Origin of the sequence: Streptomyces sp. NPDC055962 (assembly GCF_042270185.1) — a bacterium.
In the GTDB taxonomy this organism is placed as follows: domain Bacteria; phylum Actinomycetota; class Actinomycetes; order Streptomycetales; family Streptomycetaceae; genus Streptomyces.
The window spans coordinates 804,877-824,385 of the sequence record NZ_JBHJYN010000001.1 but is presented as its reverse complement, the minus strand read 5'-3'; the positions used below and the strand labels follow the sequence as shown (position 1 = coordinate 824,385).

The following is a 19,509-nucleotide window of genomic DNA, read 5'->3' as shown; positions in this document are numbered from 1 at the left end:
GCCAGGAGGAAGCCGGTAACGCGGAAGGCACCACAGAGACGTACGCGTCGGCCGTCCCACGGTCGGCCGATACCGGAGGGGTACACCATGTCGAACACCGTGCTGAAGAGCGCAGTTCAGACCCAGCTGGCCGTGCGGGGCTGGAGGAACACCGTCGTGACCCGGATGGCGGGCCGCGAGCGTTCGCAGGGGCAGACGGCCTTCGAGTACCTCGGCATCATCCTCGTGGTCATCGCGATCATCGGTGGCATCGTGGGCCTGGGTATCGGTACGTCGATCACGAAGCGGATCGGCGACCTGGTGGACCAGATCAAGGCTGGCTAATGGCCGGAGGATTTCGCGGAGACCGAGGGCAGGCCTTCCCCATCTACGTCGTGATGGTGGTAGGCCTGCTCTTCGTCGCGTTCGCGTTCTTCGCGGTCGGGCAGGCCGCGGCCACGCGCAACGGGGCGCAGGGTGCCGCGGACGCTGCGGCTCTCGCGGCCGCCCAGGATGCCCGGGACGGGATGGGCCCTGAGTTCCTCGCAGCACTGCGTACACCAGAGGGCCTGGAACGGTTCCTTCGGGAGCATCGGTTCCATGACGAGTGCGGGTCGGCGGACCGTCTCGCCGCTGCGAACAAGGCGGACCGTCGCGGCTGGTGCTCGTGGGACTACGGCTATCTGCAGGACGCGGTCACGGTGAAGGTCGAGAGCCGTAACACCGTCGGAGGATCGGTGATCCCCGGCACGGAGAACGATCACGCCACCGCCGATGCCACCGCGGTGATCGAGTTCCGGTGCAGCCCCAAGCCCAACGACATAGTCGGCGCCCTGGTCACCCTGAGCTGCGACAGCCGGAGTGGTTTCGGCATCGACCTGGCGGACCCCGAACCATGGTCGGTTCTGGTCAAGACGCTCTTTGCTGTGCACCTGATCGACCGTTGACCGCGAATCACGAGTGAGAAAGCAGAATCCATGAGCATCCGGCGTGCTACAGAGCCTCGAAGGGCGGTGGCGGCTGCCTCCATGGTGGTTGTCATGACCCTCTCCGTCATCGCCTGCGGTGGCGAAGACGGGGGTGATGGCGGTGCGGAGAACAAGGCGACGAGCTCCTCGTCCGCCACGGCGAAGCCCACGGACGACAGTGCGGGCGGCAAGGAGGACACCGCCGCAGGGGACAATGTGGACCCGAATGTCAAGCTTGCAGAGATCAAGGGCGAGAAGGGAATGCTCTTGGTCATCAATGAGGTGAAGCGTGATGCCGGGGGCTTCGTGACTGTCCAGGGCACGATGACCAACGAAGGTGATGAACCGGTGAATCCGGCCTCTTGGGCCGGCACCGAGAGCATCATCGTAAGGAAGAACCTGAACTCGGTCGGTGGCGCAACGCTTGTGGACAAAGCGGGCAAGAAGCGCTACTACATTCTTCGGGACACGGACGGACGTTGCCTCTGCACGACGGGAATCACTGGCGTCCAGCCGGGTAAATCGCTCCCAGTCTTCATGCAGTTTCCGGCGCCACCGAACACCACCACCGAAGTGGACCTGAGCCTTCCTACGTTTGCGACCGCTTCCCTGAAGATCTCTGGGTGATGGTTCATATGACACTCACCCGTATGCGGCCACGGGCGGTAGGCGTAGCCATTGCGGCAGCAATGCTGATGACAGGCACGATGATCGGCGCGGGGCCGGCCTTTGCCGACGACGACCCAAGCGTGCCGCCCGGTACCGAAGCGAGCGCCGAGCCGCCGGTCCAGGTCGACGGCAACGATACGGATCTCCAGATGCCTGAGGGCGGAACACTTGCCCCCGCCAGGGTCCTAGACATCATCCAGGTGGTGGAGGACCTGGGCGGCGAGGAGCGTCGGGAGGACAGCAACGCGGACATCAAGTTCGCGCTCCAGGCCGAAGTCCTCTTCGGCAAGGACAGCGCCAAGCTGGGCCCGGAGGCGAATTCGCGCATTGCCGCCATCGCCGACGAGATCAAGAAGCAGAACGCCACCAAGGTGCGGGTGTTCGGCTTCACCGACGACCTCGGCTCCGCCGCCCACGGCGATGTGCTCTCGAAGCAGCGTGCCGAAGCGGTCAACGGTGTGCTGTCCAAGCAGTTGCCTCCGACGGTCACCTTCGAGATCCGTGGATACGGCGAGGAGTACCCCATCTCCGACAACAGCACGGAGGAGGGCCGGAAGAAGAACCGTCGCGTGGAGGTCTCCTTCCAGCGCAGCGGTAGCTCCTGAGCCTCGTCCGTACCTCGGGGCCGGCACCGGTTGGTGTCGGCCCCGACGCATGCGTGAGCAAGGCCGTCGTGGAGCGGTGACACCCGTATTTGGGTCCTGAGGCCCATGCCGGTGAGGGGTGCTCCGTGGTCGGATGAGTGGTATGGGTGAAATCCCATACGCGGCCGACTGGTTGGGGGATCAGGGTGTCCGGCACAGGGGGATTCGCAGCTGTCGGTGGCTCCGGTTGGACAGCGGGGCCTGCGGGGCGGACGTCGCTGCCGAGGCCCCTGTGCGTGGTGCTGGTCCTCGTCCGGGCGTTGTTCGGGCTCACGGTGGCCGGAGGCGTCAGCGGTCTGCTGCTGGCGGCGTCGGCCGACGGTGTCGACGGGGAGCTGCTCGGGCTCCTCCTGTACGCCGCCCTGCCCGGTGCTGCGGGCTTCACCCTGTCGATGCACGTCCGCACGGGCGATGTCTGGATCTGGCGCGGGCTGCTCGGCGTCCACGTGTGGTTCCTCCTCGGGGCCTGCGCGACCCTGAGCGGCGGGCAGACCGGGCGTGGACTGACCCAGCTCGTGATTCCGCTGGTCACCCTGGTCCTTCTGCTCCGCCGCAGTTCCCGCGACTGGTTCGATCTTCGGCCTGAACAGCGTGTCCCGCACCGGCCGTTCAGCCTGTCCCGGATGATCACCTGGCGCCGTGACGGTGGGCAGACCGCGCTTGAGTACCTGGGCCTGATCCTCGTGGTCGTGGCCCTCATCGGCGGGTTGGTGGCCACCGGCATCGGGCAGCCGGCTGACCGGTGGGATCCGGAGTGCGCTCTGTGAGCTGACCGGCAGTTCGTGCCCAGCACCCGCCCCTGCCCCCGGAGACGTGGTCGCGGGCGACGGCGACGGCGACGAGGGCGGTACCGCGGACGGCGGAGTGGACGGCAGCAGTACGGTCACCGGCGGATCCAGCACGGGTGGCTCGGACACCGGCGGTTCGGACACCGGCGGTGCCGATACGGGCGGCTCCACCACGGGCGGCACCGACGGTTCCACCACAGGCGGCACCACCGGGGACACCTCCGCCGGAGGCACCGAGGGCACCACGACCGGCAGCACCGAAGGCACGACCGGCACCACCGGAGGCGGCCCAGGCGGCCCAGGCGGTCCCGGCGGCCAAGGCGAGACGGGCGGGACGAGCGGCCCAGGTGGCCCCGGCGGGACCACGAGAGGCAGCACCGGCGGTACGGAGGCCGATCCTGCGAGCAGCGTGCAGGAGGAGACCGACGAGGAGAAGAACGACGCCGCCGACGACGAGCCCGGCTGGGAGGACGACGAAGCCGCCGGAGACGAGGGCACGGAGGACGAGGAGGACTGCTTCTCCGGATTCGGGGCGTTCTTCTCCTGCGCCGGCGACAAGGTCGAGCAGGTCGGCCAGGGCCTCTTCGTCGACGGGATCTGGGGCGACGTCACCGGGATCTGGGACACGGTCACGGACCTCCCCGGCACCTGGGACGGCATCAAGGACTACGGCAGCTCGCTCGGCGACGCCTGGTCCGAGGGCACGAAGGACGCCGGTGAGAAGTGGAGCAAGGGCGACTACTGGGACGCCCTGACCGACTGGGGCGGCTCCTCCGTCGACACCGGGCTGACCGTCCTCGACGACATGTTCATCGGTGACGAGGTCAAGGACCAGTGGAACAACGGTCAGAAGACCCGTGCCGGCACCACCGTCGTGTGGAACATCGGTTCCCTCTTCATCCCCGGGTACGGCGAGGCCAAGATCGGCCAGAAGCTGGGCAAGCTCGGGAAACTCGGCAAGCTGGGCAAGCTGGGCGAGGCCGCGCAGAAGGCGGGCAAGGCCGCCGAGCGGGCGCGCAAGGCCGCGGGCAAGGGCGACGTCGACGGCGCGAGGAAGGCCGCCGACGAGGCCCAGGAGCACGCCGACGACGCTGCTGACGAACTCGCCGGGAAGGGCTGCCTGATCAGCTCGGGGCCGCTCGGAGGCGGCCTGCCGCAGCCTTCGTACGCCGGAGGGGTGAACGCGGCAGCGGGTGCCCCGGTCGCGTACCGCGTCAACGGCGTCCCGGTGCTCTTCGCGGCGGAGAAGGACTGCGACGGGGTCAGCCAGGAGGAGGTCGATGCCGCCGAGCAGGCGCAGAAGGACGCGGACGCGGCCAAGGCCGCGGCGAAGGAGGCCAGTCGCAAGCAGGTCGCGAAGTGGGCGAAGCCGTCCTGGTACGAGGGTCTGAAGAACCCCCGCAAGGGGTCGAAGGACCTCGGGGCGGGCCAGTGGAAGTCCAAGAGGTCGGTGGCCTACTGGCCCGGCACGGAACGCTGGATGCGCTACCAGGAACAGGTCTCCGGGGTGAAGCGGGGCAAGGAGTACGCCGTCAAGGACCCCGTCACCGGCCGGGACGTCGACTTCGACGGCTGGGACTCCGCCTCCCGGACGTTCAAGGAGGCTAAGTTCGGATACGGCAAGAAGGTCCGGCCCGACGGCACGCTCGAACCGGCCCAGGCGGCGAAGTTCGTCGAGCAGGCCCAGCGGCAGGTGCGTGCCGCCGGCGGCAAGCCGGTGGAATGGAACTTCTCCAATCCGAAGGTCGCCGAAGCGGCGCAGAAGGCGTTCGACGACGCCGACGTGGACGTGATCGTGAAGCACACTGCGGTGGAGAAGTAGCGCAGCGGACGCACGAGGCGGAGAGAGGCATATGTCCGGCGAACTGGTAGTGAAGGTGTCCTGGGGGCCCCGGCCCGAGTCGTCCCGGGAGCTGGCCGCGCGCTGGCTGGGGACGCTGGACCGGCTGTCGGAGCTCTCCGCGCCCGCGCCGGTCGACTGGCGGTGGGACACGGAGAGCGGGAAAGGGGATCCCGTCCCCACCGGCACCGGGGAGTTCGCCACGGTCGTCGAGGCCGGGGGTCCCGAGGAGGACGCCGACATCCTCGGCCGGCAGGCGGCCGTCGTGGGCACCTGGCCCGACGGAGGCTATGCGTATCTCAGGGCCAAGGGGGGCGGCAGCGACGCGTACACACCGTTCACGGCCACCCTCCAGCTCTTCCCGGAGGCCGGAGCGCCGGCGGGGACCGCTCCGCCGCTGTCCGGCCTGCTGCCCGAGGTCCTGACCGTCCTGGCCGAATCGTGGGAGGCCGACACCGGTCTGACGTACGACCGTCCGCTGTTCAACGCCGTCAGGGCCGCCTTCGGTCTCCGTAACTCGCAGCCCCGCTGCGGCTGGGCGACCTATCTCTCCGCCAACCGTGCCGCACTCGTGCCCGAGGATCTGCCCGGGGCCAGGCACCCGGCGGCCGGCGGAGGGCTGGTCCTGGATTCGGGGCGTTCCACCGAGGCGGTCGAGGCCGCCCAGCGGGTGCTCGCGGAGGCCGGTGCGCTGGAACCCCTGCCCGTCGCCGCGCCCCGGCCCGCCTGGTGAGCGGGGCGCTCGAGCTCGGAGCGAGGGTCCGCGAGGACATCGCCGCGGTCGAGGCGCTGCGATCAGGTTCCTGCGCGCCGCCTTGGGCGTGCTGCGCCGATCCCGGACGCTCGGCCCACGGGGAGGACTTCGCGATCGTCGCGCTCCGGGTCGGCGAGGAGCTCCACGACGCCGCAGGAGAGGCCGGAACAGGTGCGGGCGGTGACGACGTGGCCCGACCGGGCGCCGCGCACGAGGAGTTCGAGACCGAGCGCTGGGGCGTGGTCCTCGCGCTGGACGCGCGCTGGGGGGCTCACCGCACCCTTTCGACGGTCCCGTACGAGGAGCGCGAGGCGGCGGGCGCCGTCGTACCACCCTTCTTCGCGGAGCTCATCGAACTCGGCTACTCCGGTGACCTGCAGATCTGGGGCGAGGGCGGGCGGTCGGCCGGAATCGGCGTCGGGCAGATGGACAAGGAGGAGCCGGTCGTCCTCTTCGCCGTGGTCCTGGGGCCGGCCTGTGCCGCCGGCCGGCCCGTGCGCCCGGACCGCCCCGGCAGGGGCACGTGAACCGGCGCCCCCGCCGCCACGGCCCGGCTCCTCAGAGCCAGCCCCGCTCCGCCGCGAACCCGGCCAGCAGCCCCAGCGAGAACAGCCCCAGCACACCCGCGAACACCGCCGGCATCAGTATCGGCCCCCAGGCTCCCGGCCCCGCGACGGTGGCCAGCCGCTCCGGTGCCGCCGGGTCGTAGGAGATCCGCACCGGCGCCCCGACCTCGAAGCCGAACGGGCCCGGGGCGTGGTCGGTGAACTCCACCTCGCGGCCGTCCGGGGTGCGGAAGGCGAAGACGTACTCGGTGCGGTACCGGTTCTCGGTGTCCGCGCCCCGGTCCACCACACGGCGGGCCGAGCACCGGCCCTCGGCCCGCTCGCCGCGCCGCACCAGCCGCAGCACCCGCACGAGCCGGAGGCCCGAGCGGACCGCGAACGCGCCGAGGAACAGGCCGAACAGCAGCAGGAAGGTGGCCGTGCCACCGGGCAGTACGTCCATGAACGAAGCTCCGCTACGGGTTACTTGACGGTGACGGACCCGACGAACGCATCGAGGTCCGCCGGACTCAGCGCGCCCTTCACCGCATTGATCCGGATGGCGAACGGTACGTCCTTCGAGTCGATCCCGGCCACCACCACCCCCGTCATCCGCGTCCCCTTCGCCGGGGTCGACTCCTCGCCCGTCGAGGTGAACTCGTAGTCGATCCGGCGCGCTTCCCGGGCGCTCTCCTCTCCCGCGAGGCGCACGTCCCGGGTGCCCTTGCGGGTCGCCCCGAGGCCGATCCCGGCGCCCGCCGCCGCGGCGGCCTCGCCGGCGTCGTCGACCCCCGTGGCGAAGTCGAGCTGGACGGAGACCATGCCGGTGCGCAGCCCGTTCTCCTCCTTCAGTGCCACCGCCGCGTTGGCGTCGCTCCGCTCGGCGGCCGGCTGGGGGGCGTAGCCGTCGTCCTCGGGATAGCCGACGGAGACACTCCTGGTGTCGAGCGTGCCCCAGCCGTCCGGGACCGTGGCGGCGTCCGTGCCGCCGCAGCCGGTGAGCAGGGTCAGGCCGAGGGAGGCGGCCAGGGCCGTGCCGAGCGCCGTGGACTTCGTCAACGTGATCCCCTCTTCGTCGCGCGTGTTCACCGCGCGCAGTAGCTGTACGGGAGGTACGTGCGCTTGTCGCCCTGCGGAGCTCCGAGGAACTGCGCGTCCGTCAGTGTCTCCTTCTTGTGCTCGTCGGAGAGGGAGAATCCGAGGCTCATGCCCAGGGAGACCTCGAAGCCGAACTCCTGGGCGTCCGTCTCCCCGTGGTACTGCATCGTGCTGGACAGGCCGTCCTGGAACATCAGCTGCTCGAAGGGGTCGGTGCCGGCGGGCTTCTTCTGCAGCGAATGGTCGCCGAACATGTACTCGAAGGGCGCGGTGTTGTTGCCCGATCCGTCGAGCCACTCCTCGGCGAGGGCGCGCTTGGCCTCGGTGTCCTTGTCGGTCTCCTTGCCGAAGACGATCGAGTTCGTCTGCACCTCGATGCCGGTGTCCCCGGAGGAGTCCGTCACGCTGCCCTTGCCGCCCCGCTTGTCCTTGTCCTTCTGGCCGTTGTCGCCACCGGCCTCGCCCTTGTCCGACGTCGAGGTCTTCTCCACCGTCTTCGTCATGTCGATCCGGACGATCTTCCCGGTCTTCTGGTCGCGGGTGACGGTGATGGCCCCGGTGTGGGTGTCCTTGGCCCCGGCGGTGCCGCCCAGCGGGCCGGCGGTGCCCCCCACCTTGCCCTCGATCTCGAGCTTGGCGGTGTAGGTGTACGACTCGTTGCCGTTGACGTCGTCCTTGGTGATCGTCACGTCCGGCGAGAACTTGGCCTTGCCGCCCAGCTTCGCGCTCAGTTTCGTCTCGTCGGCCGGCTTGAGGGAGAGACCGCCGTCGGCGTACACGTTGAGGCCGATGGTCGAGTAGGAGATCTTCTTGTCACCGATCTTCTTCTCGATGTCCTCCTTCTTCTCCGCCCACTTCATCCCGGAGTACCAGCCGCCGCCGTAGCCGCCGCTGTGCTTCATCGAGGTCTCCCACATCTTCATCTCCTCGATGTCGTCCCGCATCTTCTGGGCGTCGGCCTCGCTCTTGAAGACCCAGGTGTCACCATTGGTGATCTTGATGCCTCCGCCGATGTCGACGTCCGCCTTGCCCAGGCTGCCGAGCTTGACCCCCGGCGTGCTGGCGTTGACACCGGCGGAAGCGGCGTCGGTGAACGTCATGTAGACGAGCTTGTCGTTCTCGTCGACCTTCCCGTCCTCGTTCACATCGGTGTTGGCCTGGGCGACCTTCTGCTGGAAGCCGTACTCCTCGCCCCACTCGAACCAGCCGATCTTGACCTTGCCGCCCGCCGTGTCGGAGACGTTGGATATCTGGCACAGCTTGGGTTCGTAGTCGGCGTCCGTCTTGGGCTGCGCGGTCCCGTCGCCCCCCGTCGTGCAGCCTCCGCCGTCCCCCGCGAGGGAGGAGATGGCGCAGCGGATCCGGTCGCCGATGCGGCCTCCGACCCCGGCCATGGCGAGCGCGCCGACCAGCGCGACGACCAGGACGACGACTCCGAGGTACTCCATGGCGGTGGCGCCCTGGTCCCGCCAGTCGTACGAGCGTGTGTACGCCGACGAGGACGCCGGACCCGTGTCGCCGTCCTCCATGAGCCGGTCCACGGCCAGCCCCACGGCGCCGCCCGTGACCATCGCGACCGCCGGCATCAGGATGCCCTCGGTGCCGACGACGTCCCACGCCACGGCATAGCCGTACGCGAGCCCGGCGACGGGGACGGCGAGCGTGCCCAGGAGGTACAGGGAGCGCGACGCCCGGTGCCGGTCGGGAAGGGTGCGGGCCGAGGCGAGGACCGTCAGCACGGTCACCAGGACGGCGGGCAGGTGCAGCAGGCCCAGTCGCCAGCCGAACGATTCGAGCCGCTCGTCGGTGGCCAGCGTCTCGACCAGCGCCCGCGTCACCAGGAACCCGGTGATGACGTAGACGAGGGCCCCGGCCGCCCAGCCGCGGGTCAGGGGGAGGAACCAGCCGCTCCCGCCCGCGTCACCGGCGGCGCCCGGCGGTACGTGGCCCGGGATCCTGCCTCCCCAGTCGCTGCCACCGCTCACGGTTCACCCTCTCTCCGACACCTGCACCGCTCTCCGTGGGACGTGAGCGTACGGACGGAACAGGCGTGTGACCTGGGCCCTCGGTCCCAAATGCGGGCCCAACCAGGGCCTTTGGGGGTGGCCGGCACACGGGCGTGCCGCCGGCGGAGGGTGTGGCGACACCGCGATCCCGGGGGGAGATGCCGCGCAGCGTCCGTGCGGCTGGGCCCCCGGGCCCAAGACGTCCGGTGGGCGGGGTCGTTAGCGTCGGTCGCATGATCTCTGTGATCGACCTCGCCGACGGCGGGGATCTGCCCTCGCCTCCCCCGACGGCCGAGCCGGACCCCCTGCGGGAGCCGGACGCCCTTGCCGAGGCGCAGCTGCTGGACTGCCGTGCCAGTCCGCTGACGTCGACGATCGCCCTGCTCTTCGAGCTGCGCCCCGCTCCGCGGTTCGACGAGGGGACCACCGCGCTCCTGGTCGTGGGCGGCCTGCGGTCCTGCCGGTGGAGCGCGGGTACGGCGCCCGTGCCTCCCGCTGCGATGACGGTCGTGTCCGGTGTGCCCGGGCGGCTCGACGAGCTCGTCCGCGCGGAGTTCTCGTTCCTTCCCGACGCACGGCTCGAAGTCGTCGGAGAGCGGGCGTGGTTCTACGTCCTGGAGGTCGAGGACGCCGGCGACGCACCGCGCACCCCCGCGCCGGAGGTACGGGGAGACCTGCCTCCGTGGGGGTCCCCGTGCACCGTCCTCCGGGCGTCCGGGTCGGGCTGAACGGCCGGGCGGCAAGGCGCGACCGACCGCCTCCGGTGTGCGGCGCCGTTCGCCCGCCGGACCGTTCCCGGTGTGCGGCGCTGTTTCCCTGCCCGACTGCCTCCGGTGTGCGGCGCTGTTTCCCTGCCGGACCGTCTCCGGTGTGGGCCCCGTTCCCCCGCCCTACTCCTTCGGCGCGCGCCGGCAGCCGTTGAGCACGAGGTGCGCGGCGACCCCGGACACCAGCCCCCAGAATGCCGAGCCGATGCCGAACAGGGTGACGCCGGAGGCCGTGGCCAGGAAGGTGATCAGGGCGGCCTCCCGGTCCTTCTCCTCCCGTACGGCGCCCGCCAGACCGCCGGACAGCGCGCCGAACAGGGCGACGCCGCCGATGGACGCGACCAGCTCCTCCGGCAGCCCCGCGAAGAACGCCACCAGGGTCGAACCGAGGGCGCCCACCGCCAGGTAGAAGACACCGCAGGCGACCCCGGCGACATACCGGCGGCGCGGATCGCGGTGTGCCTCGGGGCCCGTGCAGATCGCGGCGGTGATGGCCGCCAGGTTCACCGCGTGGGAACCGAACGGGGCGAGGACCGCCGACACCAGACCGGTGGAGCCGACCAGGAGCCGGTCGTCCGGCCGGTAGCCCGACGCGGTGAGCACACCGATCCCGGGGGCGTTCTGGGAGGCGAGGGTCGCCAGGGTGAGGGGCACGGCGATGCCGATCAGCGAGGCCACCGAGAAGGCGGGAGCCGTGAACACCGGGTGGGCCAGGCCGACATGGTCCAGGCGGACATGCAGTTCCTCGCTCGCCGCGCTGCACGCCAGACCGGCCGTGAGCGCCAGCAGGACGGCGTACCGGGGGAGCCACCGCTTGCCGAGCAGATAAGCCAGGAGCACGGAACCCGCGATGAGCGGGGTGTGCTCCAGCGAGGTGAACACGTCCGCGCAGAAGGAGAAGAGGACGCCCGCCAGCATGGCGGAGACCACGGCCCCCGGCACGAGCCGCATCAGCCGCCCGAACACCCCGGTCACCCCGATCAGGGCGATCACCAGGCCGGACACCACGAAGGAGCCGATCACCTCGTCGTACGCGTACGAGCCGATGCTGGTGACCAGGAGTGCGGCGCCCGGGGTGGACCAGGCGGTGACGACCGGCATCCGGGTGCGCAGGCTGAGGGCGATGCAGGTCAGGCCGCTGCCGAGGGAGATCGCCCAGATCCAGGACCCGGTCCGCCCGGCGTCCAGGTGCGCCGCGCGGGCGGCGGCCAGCACGATCGCCAGCGGACCCGAGTAGGAGACGACCACCACGACGACGCCGGCGAGCACGGCGGACAGGGAGAGGTCGCGGAGCAGCCGGGGCCGGGGTTCCGGACCGCCGGGCGGGGGCCGCTCCGCACGTTCCTCCGCCGTCGGTACCGATGAACCGGCCGTCATCCGCTGTCGCCTTCCTCCCGCTCCGCGCCGGCCGTACGGGTCGTACAACCGCCCGAAACCCTCGCACGGCCTGCCGTGCCCCCTCCGCCGGGTCCGGCACCCGAGACGGCCCGGCGGCACGGGCTTTTGGGTGCGGAGGGGGTCAGGTTGGGTCCTCGGGCCCAAGACCGCCCGGACGCAGGGTGGTTAGCGTCGCGGGTATGACTGGTCCGGGGGAAGCGCGTCGTCGGTTGCGTCGTTGGTCGCGGAAGCGGGTGCCGCGGACAGGCGTGCGCATGGTCGGGCTGCGGCGCGGTCAGCGGGGTCAGGGCGCGATCGAGTACGTCGGTCTGGTCATGGTGGTCGTGGCGATCATCGGCGCCCTGGTGGCGACCGGGATCGGCGCCGAGCTGACGGAGAAGATCGGCGCGCAGGTCTGCCGGATCGGCGGCGGCGGTGACTGCGGTGACGGGGGCGGGAACCCCACGGCCCAGGGGCCGCCGGGTGACGGTGAGCCGGTCGCGGACGACGGAACACCCAGGTCGCAGACCCAGATCGACTACGACGCCGCGCTGAAGGACCTCCAGGACGCGCAGGCTGCGGCGAAGACCAGCTCGGACAAGGCGGTCGAGGCGGCCAAGGAGCTGGCCAAGATCCTGGCGGAGGAGCTGGGGATCACCGACGCGCTGGACTGCATCACCAAGGGCGACATGGGCGCCTGCACGGAGACGTTGATCAATGTGCTTCTGAGTCTGATCGGGGGTGCGGTAGGCAAGCTCGCGGCGAAGTACGGGGCGCCGTGGAAGTGGAAGAAGGCCGCCAAGCTGATCAAGGCGTTGAAGAAACACGGCGGGGACCTCTACGACGGGCTGAAGGGCCTGGTCAAGAACCGTAAGAAGGTCAAGGACGCCGAGAAGAAGCTCGCCGACGCGAAGAAGAAGCTCGACGCCGAGAAGAAGGACCCCCCGAAGAAGGACCCGAAGGAGGACGAGCCGAAGCCCAAGGAGAGCTGCCCCACCCACAGCTTCCTGCCCGGTACGCCGGTGCTGCTGGCCGACGGCAGCGAGGTCCCGATCGAATCGGTCAGGGTCGGCGACCTGGTGCGGGCGACGGATCCTCGAAGCGGTGCGAGCAGCGCCCGGAGAGTCACGGACACGATCACCACCTTTGACGACAAGCACTTCACCACCCTCCGGATCCGGGAGCCCGACGGCAGCTCCTCCCTGATCACGGCGACCGACGCACACCCCTTCTGGATCACGGGCGAGGAGCGGTGGGCCGAGGCGGGCGACATCGTTGCGGGCGGCACGCTGCGGACCGATCTGGGGCGGGACGTCCCGGTCATGTCCGTCACGCGCTACGTCAGGACGCAGACCACCCACGACCTGACGGTCTCCGGTCCGCACACGTACTACGTCGTCGCCGGTGACTCGCCGGTCCTCGTACACAATGTGGACTACCCGGGCGTGGGGACCATCGTCAACGAAGGTGGTGTGACGATCCAGATCTACTCCAACGACCACGCGCCGGCCCATGCGCACGTGAAGGGGCCGGGCAAGTTCGAGACGCGCATCGGACAGAACGGGAAGCCCTTGAAGGGCGATCCGGAACTTCCGCCCAAGCAGCGGGATATCGTCAACCGGAACATCACCAAGATCCGGAAGAACATCCAGGTATCGATGGAACGGCACAAGAACAATGGCTGCTGAGCCCGAGCACGATCTGCCGGCCCGTCTGTCCGCGCTGGACGCGGCGGTGACCGGGGATACGGAACCCCCGGTCAAGGCCTCCTGGGAGGACGGCCATGTCCGGTGGGAGCTCTACCGCCGGGCCGCGGAGCAGCCCGCGGCACACGCGCTCCTCCTGGATGCCGTACGGGCGGAGACCGACGGGCCTCTCGCATCGGCCGTCGTGGTCCTGATGCTGGAGAGGGTGCCCGTCGCGGAGCACGGCAGCTGGACCGCCGCCCTGGATCCCGAGGTCCGGGACTTCGCCGAACGGCGCTCGGGGGAGCTGGCGGTGCTCGACTCCTTGGACCGGCGTGCTGCCGGCTACGACGCCGCAGAGGTCGGGTCCTGGTCGGACTGGCTGCAGCTCCGGGTGGCGCAGAGCCGTGCGGAGAGCCACCGGCCTGCCCTGGACCTGCTGGCAGGGCACGGCAGGACGAAGAGGATCCGCCGCACCGCGACCGAGTCGCTGGCGGAGATCGGGAAGGCCGGCCCACGGGCCTGAGGCAGTGCTGAGGAGGGTCGCCGATGGCCGCGTACACGTTCCTGACCGTGCACCGGCTCCCGGTGGCCGCCATGGTGGTCGCCCTGGCCGAGCTGGTCGGGGTGACGGCGGCCGAGGTGGACATCGCCGACGAGTCCGGCCGGCACCGTGACTGGGCGGCCGCGGTCCTGTGCGACCGCATGAGCCTCGCCGGTGACCTGGCTCTCGCCTGGGACGTCCATGTGTCACCCCGCGTCGGGCCCGCGCCGCCGCCCGAGGCCGAAGCGGCCCTGCGGCTCGCGGCCCGGCTCGGTACGACCGTGCTCCATCCGGCGGACGGGGTGCGTCCCTCGGCCTACTGGGCGGCCACTCCGGACGGCTTCAGGACACGAGCCCGGGTTCTGGACGGCGGTGGGGGCGGGGGCATGGACGTGGACGGCCGGCCGGTCTTCACCGTCGACGCCGTCGAGAAGGCCGTCGCCCAGCTGCCTCGGGCTCGGGTGGAGCGCATCGTCGAAGCCCGGCAGGACGGCTGAGGCCCCCTCTTGGGCCCCTGGGCCCAAGACGGGACGCCGCCATGGCCTTAGCGTCTGCGCAGCAGGTGATCGACGCCCGTCCCGGCGCACCCCCACGGCGCCGGGCCGGGCCGCAACCGGAAGGTGACGGGCGTGCCCACGGCAGAGCAGCTGACCCTGACCGACGAGGAGTCCCGTCTCCTCCAGCAAGGGCTGATGGAATGGTGCGGCCCCGCCCGCTGCACCGAGGAGTTCGCCGTGGCCATGGGCTTCGACAGCGCCCGGGACCTGAGCCTGCGCGGGATGTCGATCCGCGGCGCCCTGGCGCAGAAGGAGGCCCTGGACCCCATGGACTGGGCGCGGGCGCTGCTCGCGACCGAGCTGGCCTTCGCCAGCGAGGTGGTCGGCTCGGGGTACGAGTGGTCCACCACGACGGGCTGGTCCGACGACACCACCCTGCGCGTGCTGCGCTCGGCCCAGCTGAAGCTGATCCGTACCGTCGCCCCGCTGGTCGGCCGGGGTCTCGGCACCCGGCACACGCACCACGCCGAGGTGCTGCGGGCGGGAGGAGCGCCGCCGCCCGGCCCGGTTTGGTGAGCTCCGCGGCATCGGGCCCATAATCGGCCGCATGCCCGATCAGCAGACGCGCCTCCGCCCGGCGGCGCCCGGACCCCGCAGCACACGGCACCGCGCCGCCGCCCTGCTCACCGCCGCCGCACCCGCCCTGGCCGCCTACGCGGCGGTCAGGGCCGTCGGCCTCCTGGCCCTCGCGGTGTGGGCGCCGGCCGCCGGGAAGGACGCCCTGCACCTGCTGGGCGGGCGCTGGGACTCCGTCTGGTACCAGGGGATCGCCGTACACGGATACGGCCGGACCGTCACCCTCCCCGACGGCGGGCTCCACCCCGACCTTGCGTTCTTCCCGCTCCTGCCGGCCCTGGAGCGCGGCATCGCCGCGGTCACGCCGTTCACCGTGCAGGGCGCCGGGATCGCCGTCGCCTGGCTGGCGGGGCTCGTCGCGGCCTGGGGGATCTTCGCCGTCGGGGCACGGCTGCGCGGCAGGCGGACAGGGGTCGTGCTGGCCGCGCTCTGGGGCGCGTACCCGACGGCGTTCGTGCAGTCGATGGCGTACACCGAGACCCTGTTCACCGCGCTCGCCGCCTGGTCGCTGTACGCGGTGCTCAAGGACCGCTGGATCACCGCGGCCGCGCTGTGCGTCCTGGCCGGGCTGACCCGCCCCTCGGCCGCCGCGCTCATCGCGGCGCTCGCGGTCACCGCCGCCGCCGTCCTCGTACGGGAGTGGCGGGCCGGCGCCCGGCGGGACCTGCTGCGCCGGAACGCGCGCATGCTGCTGGGGGTCTGCCTCGCGCCGCTGGGGTGGCTGGCGTACGTGGTGTTCGTGGCTGTGCGGGAGGGCGGCGCCTTCGCGTACTTCGAGGTCCAGGCCCAGTGGGGCAACAGCATCGACGGCGGCCGGGCCCTCGCCGCCTTCATCGCCGGGCTGCCGCTCCCCGCCGCACTCGGGCTCTGCGCCGCGCTGGGCCTCCTGGGGTGGCTGGTGTTCCTGTGCGTACGGCAGCGGCAGCCGCTGCCCGTGCTGGTGTACGGCATCGCCGTCGTCGTCGTCTCCCTGATCGGCTCCGGCTACTTCGGTTCCCGGCCGCGCCTGATGATGCCCGCGTTCCCCCTGCTCCTGCCCCCGGCCGTCGCACTGGCGGGGCTGCGCACGTCGGCGCGCGCGGGCGCCGTCGTCGCCGCCCTCGCCCTGGCGTCCGCCGTCTACGGCGCGTGGACGCTGCTGGGACCGGGGCCGCCCTGACTTGGGCCCACGGACCCACGCGCCGGGCGTTCCCCGGTTGTTAGCGTGCTGACCCGGTGCACGGCGGTCAGGAGCGGTGAGCGATGAAGGTACGGAGCACTGTCGTGGCGGCGGGCGCGCTCGCCCTCTGCCTGGCGGCCGCCGGCTGCGGGCCGGACGGCAGCGAGGGCAAGGGCCCGGAGAAGACGGCCGCCGCCTCACGGACACCGGCCGCCGGCCCCACGGACGCCGTCGACGCCGGGACTCCCGTCCCCGCGCCGTCCGGCAGCGGCAGAACCCTGACCGAGGCGCAGCTCGCCGGGGTGGTCCTGAGGACGGGCGAGGTGAAGGGATACGAGATCGCCCCCCTGGAGGGGACCGACGAACGCGGCACCGAGGAGCCCGAGGACGAGGCATGCCGGCCGATCACCGCGATCATCAACGGCTCGCCCGAACCCGCCCCCGCCGCCACCGTCTTCCGCACGGCGACGGACACGACGGAGGAGGGCCGCGACGACCAGACCGTCGTCACCGAGATCCTCACCTCGCACCCGGAGGGTGGAGCCGAGGAACTGCTGCGCTCCGTCCGTGACGCCGTGCGGGCCTGCGCCGAGGGGTTCCGCACGACGAGCGACGACGGCCCGTCCACCTACACCGGGGTCCAGGCGCTGCCGGCCGCGAAGGCCGGCCAGGAGTCCTTCGCCTACCGGGTGACGGGCAGCCTGGAGGGCGCCGAGGTGCCGCTCGTCTTCCACCTCGTGCGCACGGGACCGACGGTCGTCACCTTCTACGCGGCCAACTTCCTGACGGCGAAGGCCCCGGAGATCCCGGCCGCGCTCGTCACGGCACAGGCGGCGAAACTTCCGTGACCGGTACGGAGACCCGCACCCGTGTCCCGGGCCGCAGGCCCCACCGCTCCATCGCCCCGGCCTCCGCCTCCACCACGTGCCGGGCGCGGAGCCTGGGCAGCCCGAGCCGTCCGGGCTTCATCGTGCGCACCGCCAGGACACCGAACTTCCGGTCCAGATAGGCCACATCGATCGCGAACCGCATCCGGAAGGTGTGCACGCTCCCGCACGGGGTGATCAGCAGGGCGCCGTCGACGCCGTCCACGCCGAGCAGTCCCCGCGCCCTCGCACGGTACGAGGCCGCTATGCGCAGCGGCACCTCCCGCACCTCTGCCTCGGACCCGACCGTCAGTGTTCCGCTGCCGTTGCGCCATTTCCCCATGGGCACCGACCGTAGACCCCCGGACCGCCGTGTGGGTCCGGAACGGCCCGCAGTGGGCCCCAGGGCCCAAGACCCGGCCGTACGGGCCGGATTAGGGTCGGATCCGTGGAAGCCACCCTGCTCGCGGTCGCCGTGCTCTGGGGCGTGACCGCCGGACTGCTGCTCCCGCGGGCCGCCTACCGCTTCTCCGTCGAACCGGAGGATCCCTGGCGGGACGCGTGCCCCGCCGGGCACGCGCTCACCGGGCCCGCCCGGGGCTGGCTCGGCTCGACCAGATGCGCGTCGTGCGCCGTGGCCGTCCCCTCGCTCCCGGGAGGCGCTGCCCCGCAGCCCCCGCAGCCGTCCCGGGACCGCTACGCGCCCGCCGTCGTCGCCCCGGTGGTCACGGTGCTCGCCTGCGCCGCCCTGGCCGCCGCCACCGGCCCCCGGCCCGAGGCCGTCGTCTGGCTGCTGCTGGCCCCCGTCGCGGTCCTTCTCGCCGTCATCGACCGCCGCGTGCACCGCCTCCCCGACACGCTGACGCTGCCCCTGGCCGGCGCCGCGGCCGTGCTCCTGGGGGGTGCGGCCCTGCTCCCCGAGCACGGTGGGTCCTGGATCTCCGCCCTGCTCGGCGGAGCCGCGCTCGGCGGTTTCTACTTCCTTCTCTTCCTGATCAACCCGAACGGCATGGGCTTCGGTGACGTGAAGCTCGCCCTCGCGCTCGGCACGGGGCTCGGCTGGTACGGCTGGGGGGTGCTCTTCGCGGGGGGTTTCGCCGGGTTCCTGTTCGGCGCGCTCTACGGGGCCGCACTGGTGCTGGCACGGCGCGCCGGACGCAGGACGGGTATCCCGTTCGGCCCGTTCATGATCGCGGGAGCGCTCCTCGGCCTGCTGTTCGGGGGCCTCGCCGCTTGATCACCACCCGGCGCACGGACGTGCGGAATATCCGGTCGCGCCGGTCCGCGGCGGGCTGTCACCCTTGGCCCATGACCGGATCACCGACGCCCTCCGTCCCCTCCGCTTCCGACGCGCGCTTCGACGCCCTCGTCGCGGAGGCCGACGCCGCTCCCGTCGACGGCTGGGACTTCTCGTGGTTCGAGGGGCGGGCGACCGAGGAACGTCCGTCGTGGGGATACGCGCACGCCATGGCTGGCCGGCTGGCGCGGGCGCGGGCCGCGCTCGACATCCAGACCGGGGGAGGGGAGGTGCTCGCCTCCGCGCCCGTGCTGCCGCCGCTCACCGTGGCCACCGAGTCGTGGCCGCCGAACGTCGCCCGCGCCACCGCCCTGCTCCACCCGCGCGGCGCCGTCGTCGTCGCGGACTCCGACGAGCCGCCGCTGCCCTTCGCGGACGGCGCCTTCGACCTGGTCGTCAGCCGGCATCCGGTGACGACCTGGTGGGCGGAGATCGCCCGCGTCCTGGCCCCCGGGGGCACGTACTTCTCCCAGCAGGTCGGCCGGGAGAGCGTGTTCGAGCTCGTCGAGTACTTCCTCGGCCCGCGCTCCCCCGAGGAGCGGGGTGCCCGGGACCCGCGGCGTGCGCGGGAGGACGCCGAGGCGGCCGGGCTGGAGGTGACGGATCTGCGCGCCGAGCGGCTCCGCGTCGAGTTCCTCGACATCGGCGCCGTCGTCCACTTCCTGCGCAAGGTGATCTGGATGGTGCCCGGATTCACCGTCGACGCCTATCTGCCCCAACTACGCGCGCTGCACCGCCGGATCGAGCAGGAGGGGCCGTTCGTCGCGCACAGCGCCCGCTTCCTCATCGAGGCGCGCAAGCCGGCGGAGACGTCAACAGGCGTGCGCTGAGGGCGTCTTCGCGCACGGTCGACGCAACGGCAGTACCTGCCCCTCCGTCCTACCCATGAGTAGTGCGACCCTGGTGGTTGAGCGCACAACGAAGGAGCAGGTCATGTCGGTGGGAAGGGAATTGCCGGGCGAGCAGATCGGTGCGCGTGCCGGCCGGCCGCGCCACGGGAGGGCCGACTGGCTCACGGGTGCGCGCATCGCCTCCGTCCAGGGCCTGTTCTACCGTCCCGAGGGCCGCGCCGGGGAGCCCGAAGCCGTCGAATTCGTGCTGGAGGGAGGCCAGTCGGTCCTTCTGACCTGCGCCTCCGACCGCAGCCTGAGCATCACCTCCGGCGCCTGGCCCGTCCTTCCCGACTGGTGCGTGCCCGCCGGGCAGTGGCAGTTCGAGGAGCTGAGCCGGCTGCCCCCGCCCCCGTACGGCGGCGCCTGGACCGTCACCGGCACACAGGAGCGCCGCGACGGGCACGGCGAGGTGCGCGAGGCGGTGTTCCGGTGCGAGAACGGCGACTTCGTCGTCCTCGGCGGCGACACGGTGGCCATCCGCTTCGTGCCCCGCTGAG

At 71.6% G+C, this 19,509-nt stretch carries 23 protein-coding genes; 18 read left to right on the top strand and 5 right to left on the bottom strand.

Annotated features, from left to right (window positions below; translation table 11 throughout):
* The first annotated feature begins 87 nt into the window (after window positions 1-87).
* The 8 genes from ACFC51_RS03660 to ACFC51_RS03625 all read left to right on the top strand — a co-directional run bounded on the left by ACFC51_RS03660 (window position 88) and on the right by ACFC51_RS03625 (window position 6,169).
* Window positions 88-324: a hypothetical protein gene (locus tag ACFC51_RS03660; RefSeq protein WP_376526864.1), complete on the top strand. Its 237-nt coding sequence runs from the start codon at window positions 88-90 to the stop codon at window positions 322-324.
* On the top strand, window positions 324-926 hold the full coding sequence (locus tag ACFC51_RS03655) for a pilus assembly protein TadG-related protein (RefSeq protein ID WP_376526861.1): 603 nt from the start codon (window positions 324-326) through the stop codon (window positions 924-926). The genes ACFC51_RS03660 and ACFC51_RS03655 overlap by 1 nt, the downstream gene beginning before the upstream one ends.
* A gap of 93 nt (window positions 927-1,019) precedes the next feature.
* Complete coding sequence (locus tag ACFC51_RS03650) at window positions 1,020-1,574, top strand: hypothetical protein (protein WP_376526859.1); 555 nt, start codon at window positions 1,020-1,022, stop codon at window positions 1,572-1,574.
* A gap of 68 nt (window positions 1,575-1,642) precedes the next feature.
* The gene (locus ACFC51_RS03645; RefSeq protein WP_376526856.1) at window positions 1,643-2,221 is read left to right on the top strand and encodes an OmpA family protein; all 579 of its coding nucleotides are present in this window, start codon (window positions 1,643-1,645) and stop codon (window positions 2,219-2,221) included.
* 275 nt (window positions 2,222-2,496) lie between these two features.
* Window positions 2,497-3,027 carry a hypothetical protein gene (locus tag ACFC51_RS03640; RefSeq protein ID WP_376526853.1) on the top strand — a complete coding sequence of 177 codons (531 nt, stop codon included), beginning with the start codon at window positions 2,497-2,499 and terminating at the stop codon, window positions 3,025-3,027.
* Window positions 3,028-3,073: 46 nt separating this feature from the next.
* Entirely contained in the window at window positions 3,074-4,870 is a 1,797-nt protein-coding gene (locus tag ACFC51_RS03635) for a Tox-REase-5 domain-containing protein (RefSeq protein ID WP_376526851.1), read from the top strand.
* Window positions 4,871-4,901: 31 nt separating this feature from the next.
* Window positions 4,902-5,621: a hypothetical protein gene (locus ACFC51_RS03630; RefSeq protein ID WP_376375985.1), complete on the top strand. Its 720-nt coding sequence runs from the start codon at window positions 4,902-4,904 to the stop codon at window positions 5,619-5,621.
* Entirely contained in the window at window positions 5,618-6,169 is a 552-nt protein-coding gene (locus ACFC51_RS03625; protein WP_376526848.1) for a hypothetical protein, read from the top strand. The genes ACFC51_RS03630 and ACFC51_RS03625 overlap by 4 nt, the downstream gene beginning before the upstream one ends.
* A gap of 31 nt (window positions 6,170-6,200) precedes the next feature.
* Here ACFC51_RS03625 and ACFC51_RS03620 read toward each other — a convergent pair whose 3' ends face one another.
* From ACFC51_RS03620 to ACFC51_RS03610, 3 genes are read right to left on the bottom strand one after another with little or no spacing between them, the layout of a single operon-like run.
* Window positions 6,201-6,650 (bottom strand): DUF3592 domain-containing protein, encoded by a 450-nt coding sequence (locus ACFC51_RS03620; protein WP_376375981.1) that lies wholly within the window; start codon window positions 6,648-6,650, stop codon window positions 6,201-6,203.
* Window positions 6,651-6,670: 20 nt separating this feature from the next.
* Window positions 6,671-7,252 (bottom strand): hypothetical protein, encoded by a 582-nt coding sequence (locus ACFC51_RS03615; RefSeq protein ID WP_376527061.1) that lies wholly within the window; start codon window positions 7,250-7,252, stop codon window positions 6,671-6,673.
* A gap of 20 nt (window positions 7,253-7,272) precedes the next feature.
* Window positions 7,273-9,270: a hypothetical protein gene (locus ACFC51_RS03610; protein WP_376526845.1), complete on the bottom strand. Its 1,998-nt coding sequence runs from the start codon at window positions 9,268-9,270 to the stop codon at window positions 7,273-7,275.
* A 254-nt stretch (window positions 9,271-9,524) separates the two neighbouring features.
* On the opposite strand from ACFC51_RS03610, the gene ACFC51_RS03605 reads away from it, so the two are divergent.
* Window positions 9,525-10,019: a hypothetical protein gene (locus ACFC51_RS03605; protein ID WP_376375977.1), complete on the top strand. Its 495-nt coding sequence runs from the start codon at window positions 9,525-9,527 to the stop codon at window positions 10,017-10,019.
* A gap of 162 nt (window positions 10,020-10,181) precedes the next feature.
* Here ACFC51_RS03605 and ACFC51_RS03600 read toward each other — a convergent pair whose 3' ends face one another.
* Window positions 10,182-11,435 carry a benzoate/H(+) symporter BenE family transporter gene (locus ACFC51_RS03600; protein ID WP_376526842.1) on the bottom strand — a complete coding sequence of 418 codons (1,254 nt, stop codon included), beginning with the start codon at window positions 11,433-11,435 and terminating at the stop codon, window positions 10,182-10,184.
* 275 nt (window positions 11,436-11,710) lie between these two features.
* Between ACFC51_RS03600 and ACFC51_RS03595 the strand changes: the two genes are divergently transcribed.
* The 6 genes from ACFC51_RS03595 to ACFC51_RS03570 all read left to right on the top strand — a co-directional run bounded on the left by ACFC51_RS03595 (window position 11,711) and on the right by ACFC51_RS03570 (window position 16,804).
* Complete coding sequence (locus tag ACFC51_RS03595; RefSeq protein WP_376526840.1) at window positions 11,711-13,123, top strand: Hint domain-containing protein; 1,413 nt, start codon at window positions 11,711-11,713, stop codon at window positions 13,121-13,123.
* Complete coding sequence (locus ACFC51_RS03590) at window positions 13,113-13,646, top strand: hypothetical protein (RefSeq protein WP_376375971.1); 534 nt, start codon at window positions 13,113-13,115, stop codon at window positions 13,644-13,646. Before ACFC51_RS03595 ends, ACFC51_RS03590 begins: the two co-directional genes overlap by 11 nt.
* Before the next feature lie 23 nt (window positions 13,647-13,669).
* Window positions 13,670-14,161: a hypothetical protein gene (locus ACFC51_RS03585; RefSeq protein WP_376375969.1), complete on the top strand. Its 492-nt coding sequence runs from the start codon at window positions 13,670-13,672 to the stop codon at window positions 14,159-14,161.
* 132 nt (window positions 14,162-14,293) lie between these two features.
* A complete protein-coding gene (locus ACFC51_RS03580; protein WP_376375968.1) occupies window positions 14,294-14,737 on the top strand; it encodes a hypothetical protein in 444 nt (147 codons plus the stop codon).
* A 31-nt stretch (window positions 14,738-14,768) separates the two neighbouring features.
* Window positions 14,769-15,956: a hypothetical protein gene (locus ACFC51_RS03575; protein WP_376526837.1), complete on the top strand. Its 1,188-nt coding sequence runs from the start codon at window positions 14,769-14,771 to the stop codon at window positions 15,954-15,956.
* Between the two features lie 83 nt (window positions 15,957-16,039).
* Window positions 16,040-16,804 carry a hypothetical protein gene (locus tag ACFC51_RS03570; protein ID WP_376526834.1) on the top strand — a complete coding sequence of 255 codons (765 nt, stop codon included), beginning with the start codon at window positions 16,040-16,042 and terminating at the stop codon, window positions 16,802-16,804.
* Here ACFC51_RS03570 and ACFC51_RS03565 read toward each other — a convergent pair.
* Window positions 16,776-17,165 carry a DUF192 domain-containing protein gene (locus ACFC51_RS03565; RefSeq protein ID WP_376375963.1) on the bottom strand — a complete coding sequence of 130 codons (390 nt, stop codon included), beginning with the start codon at window positions 17,163-17,165 and terminating at the stop codon, window positions 16,776-16,778. The genes ACFC51_RS03570 and ACFC51_RS03565 overlap by 29 nt on opposite strands.
* 105 nt (window positions 17,166-17,270) lie before the next feature.
* On the opposite strand from ACFC51_RS03565, the gene ACFC51_RS03560 reads away from it, so the two are divergent.
* From ACFC51_RS03560 to ACFC51_RS03550, 3 genes are all read left to right on the top strand, one after another.
* Window positions 17,271-18,059 (top strand): prepilin peptidase, encoded by a 789-nt coding sequence (locus tag ACFC51_RS03560; protein WP_376375961.1) that lies wholly within the window; start codon window positions 17,271-17,273, stop codon window positions 18,057-18,059.
* Window positions 18,060-18,130: 71 nt separating this feature from the next.
* The gene (locus ACFC51_RS03555) at window positions 18,131-18,949 is read left to right on the top strand and encodes a class I SAM-dependent methyltransferase (RefSeq protein ID WP_376375959.1); all 819 of its coding nucleotides are present in this window, start codon (window positions 18,131-18,133) and stop codon (window positions 18,947-18,949) included.
* A gap of 103 nt (window positions 18,950-19,052) precedes the next feature.
* Complete coding sequence (locus tag ACFC51_RS03550) at window positions 19,053-19,508, top strand: hypothetical protein (RefSeq protein ID WP_376375957.1); 456 nt, start codon at window positions 19,053-19,055, stop codon at window positions 19,506-19,508.
* The last annotated feature ends 1 nt before the right edge of the window (window position 19,509 follow it).

Excerpts from the sequence above, each read along its gene's own strand:
- ACFC51_RS03660 (WP_376526864.1), top strand. The coding sequence starts at position 88 with ATGTCGAACACCGTGCTGAAGAGCGCAGTTCAGACCCAGCTGGCCGTG.
- ACFC51_RS03655 (WP_376526861.1), top strand. The coding sequence starts at position 324 with ATGGCCGGAGGATTTCGCGGAGACCGAGGGCAGGCCTTCCCCATCTAC.
- ACFC51_RS03650 (WP_376526859.1), top strand. The coding sequence starts at position 1,020 with ATGACCCTCTCCGTCATCGCCTGCGGTGGCGAAGACGGGGGTGATGGC.
- ACFC51_RS03645 (WP_376526856.1), top strand. The coding sequence starts at position 1,643 with ATGACAGGCACGATGATCGGCGCGGGGCCGGCCTTTGCCGACGACGAC.
- ACFC51_RS03630 (WP_376375985.1), top strand. The coding sequence starts at position 4,902 with ATGTCCGGCGAACTGGTAGTGAAGGTGTCCTGGGGGCCCCGGCCCGAG.
- ACFC51_RS03620 (WP_376375981.1), bottom strand. The coding sequence starts at position 6,650 with ATGGACGTACTGCCCGGTGGCACGGCCACCTTCCTGCTGCTGTTCGGC.
- ACFC51_RS03605 (WP_376375977.1), top strand. The coding sequence starts at position 9,525 with ATGATCTCTGTGATCGACCTCGCCGACGGCGGGGATCTGCCCTCGCCT.
- ACFC51_RS03600 (WP_376526842.1), bottom strand. The coding sequence starts at position 11,435 with ATGACGGCCGGTTCATCGGTACCGACGGCGGAGGAACGTGCGGAGCGG.
- ACFC51_RS03595 (WP_376526840.1), top strand. The coding sequence starts at position 11,711 with ATGGTCGGGCTGCGGCGCGGTCAGCGGGGTCAGGGCGCGATCGAGTAC.
- ACFC51_RS03590 (WP_376375971.1), top strand. The coding sequence starts at position 13,113 with ATGGCTGCTGAGCCCGAGCACGATCTGCCGGCCCGTCTGTCCGCGCTG.
- ACFC51_RS03585 (WP_376375969.1), top strand. The coding sequence starts at position 13,670 with ATGGCCGCGTACACGTTCCTGACCGTGCACCGGCTCCCGGTGGCCGCC.
- ACFC51_RS03575 (WP_376526837.1), top strand. The coding sequence starts at position 14,769 with ATGCCCGATCAGCAGACGCGCCTCCGCCCGGCGGCGCCCGGACCCCGC.
- ACFC51_RS03570 (WP_376526834.1), top strand. The coding sequence starts at position 16,040 with ATGAAGGTACGGAGCACTGTCGTGGCGGCGGGCGCGCTCGCCCTCTGC.
- ACFC51_RS03565 (WP_376375963.1), bottom strand. The coding sequence starts at position 17,165 with ATGGGGAAATGGCGCAACGGCAGCGGAACACTGACGGTCGGGTCCGAG.
- ACFC51_RS03555 (WP_376375959.1), top strand. The coding sequence starts at position 18,131 with ATGACCGGATCACCGACGCCCTCCGTCCCCTCCGCTTCCGACGCGCGC.
- ACFC51_RS03550 (WP_376375957.1), top strand. The coding sequence starts at position 19,053 with ATGTCGGTGGGAAGGGAATTGCCGGGCGAGCAGATCGGTGCGCGTGCC.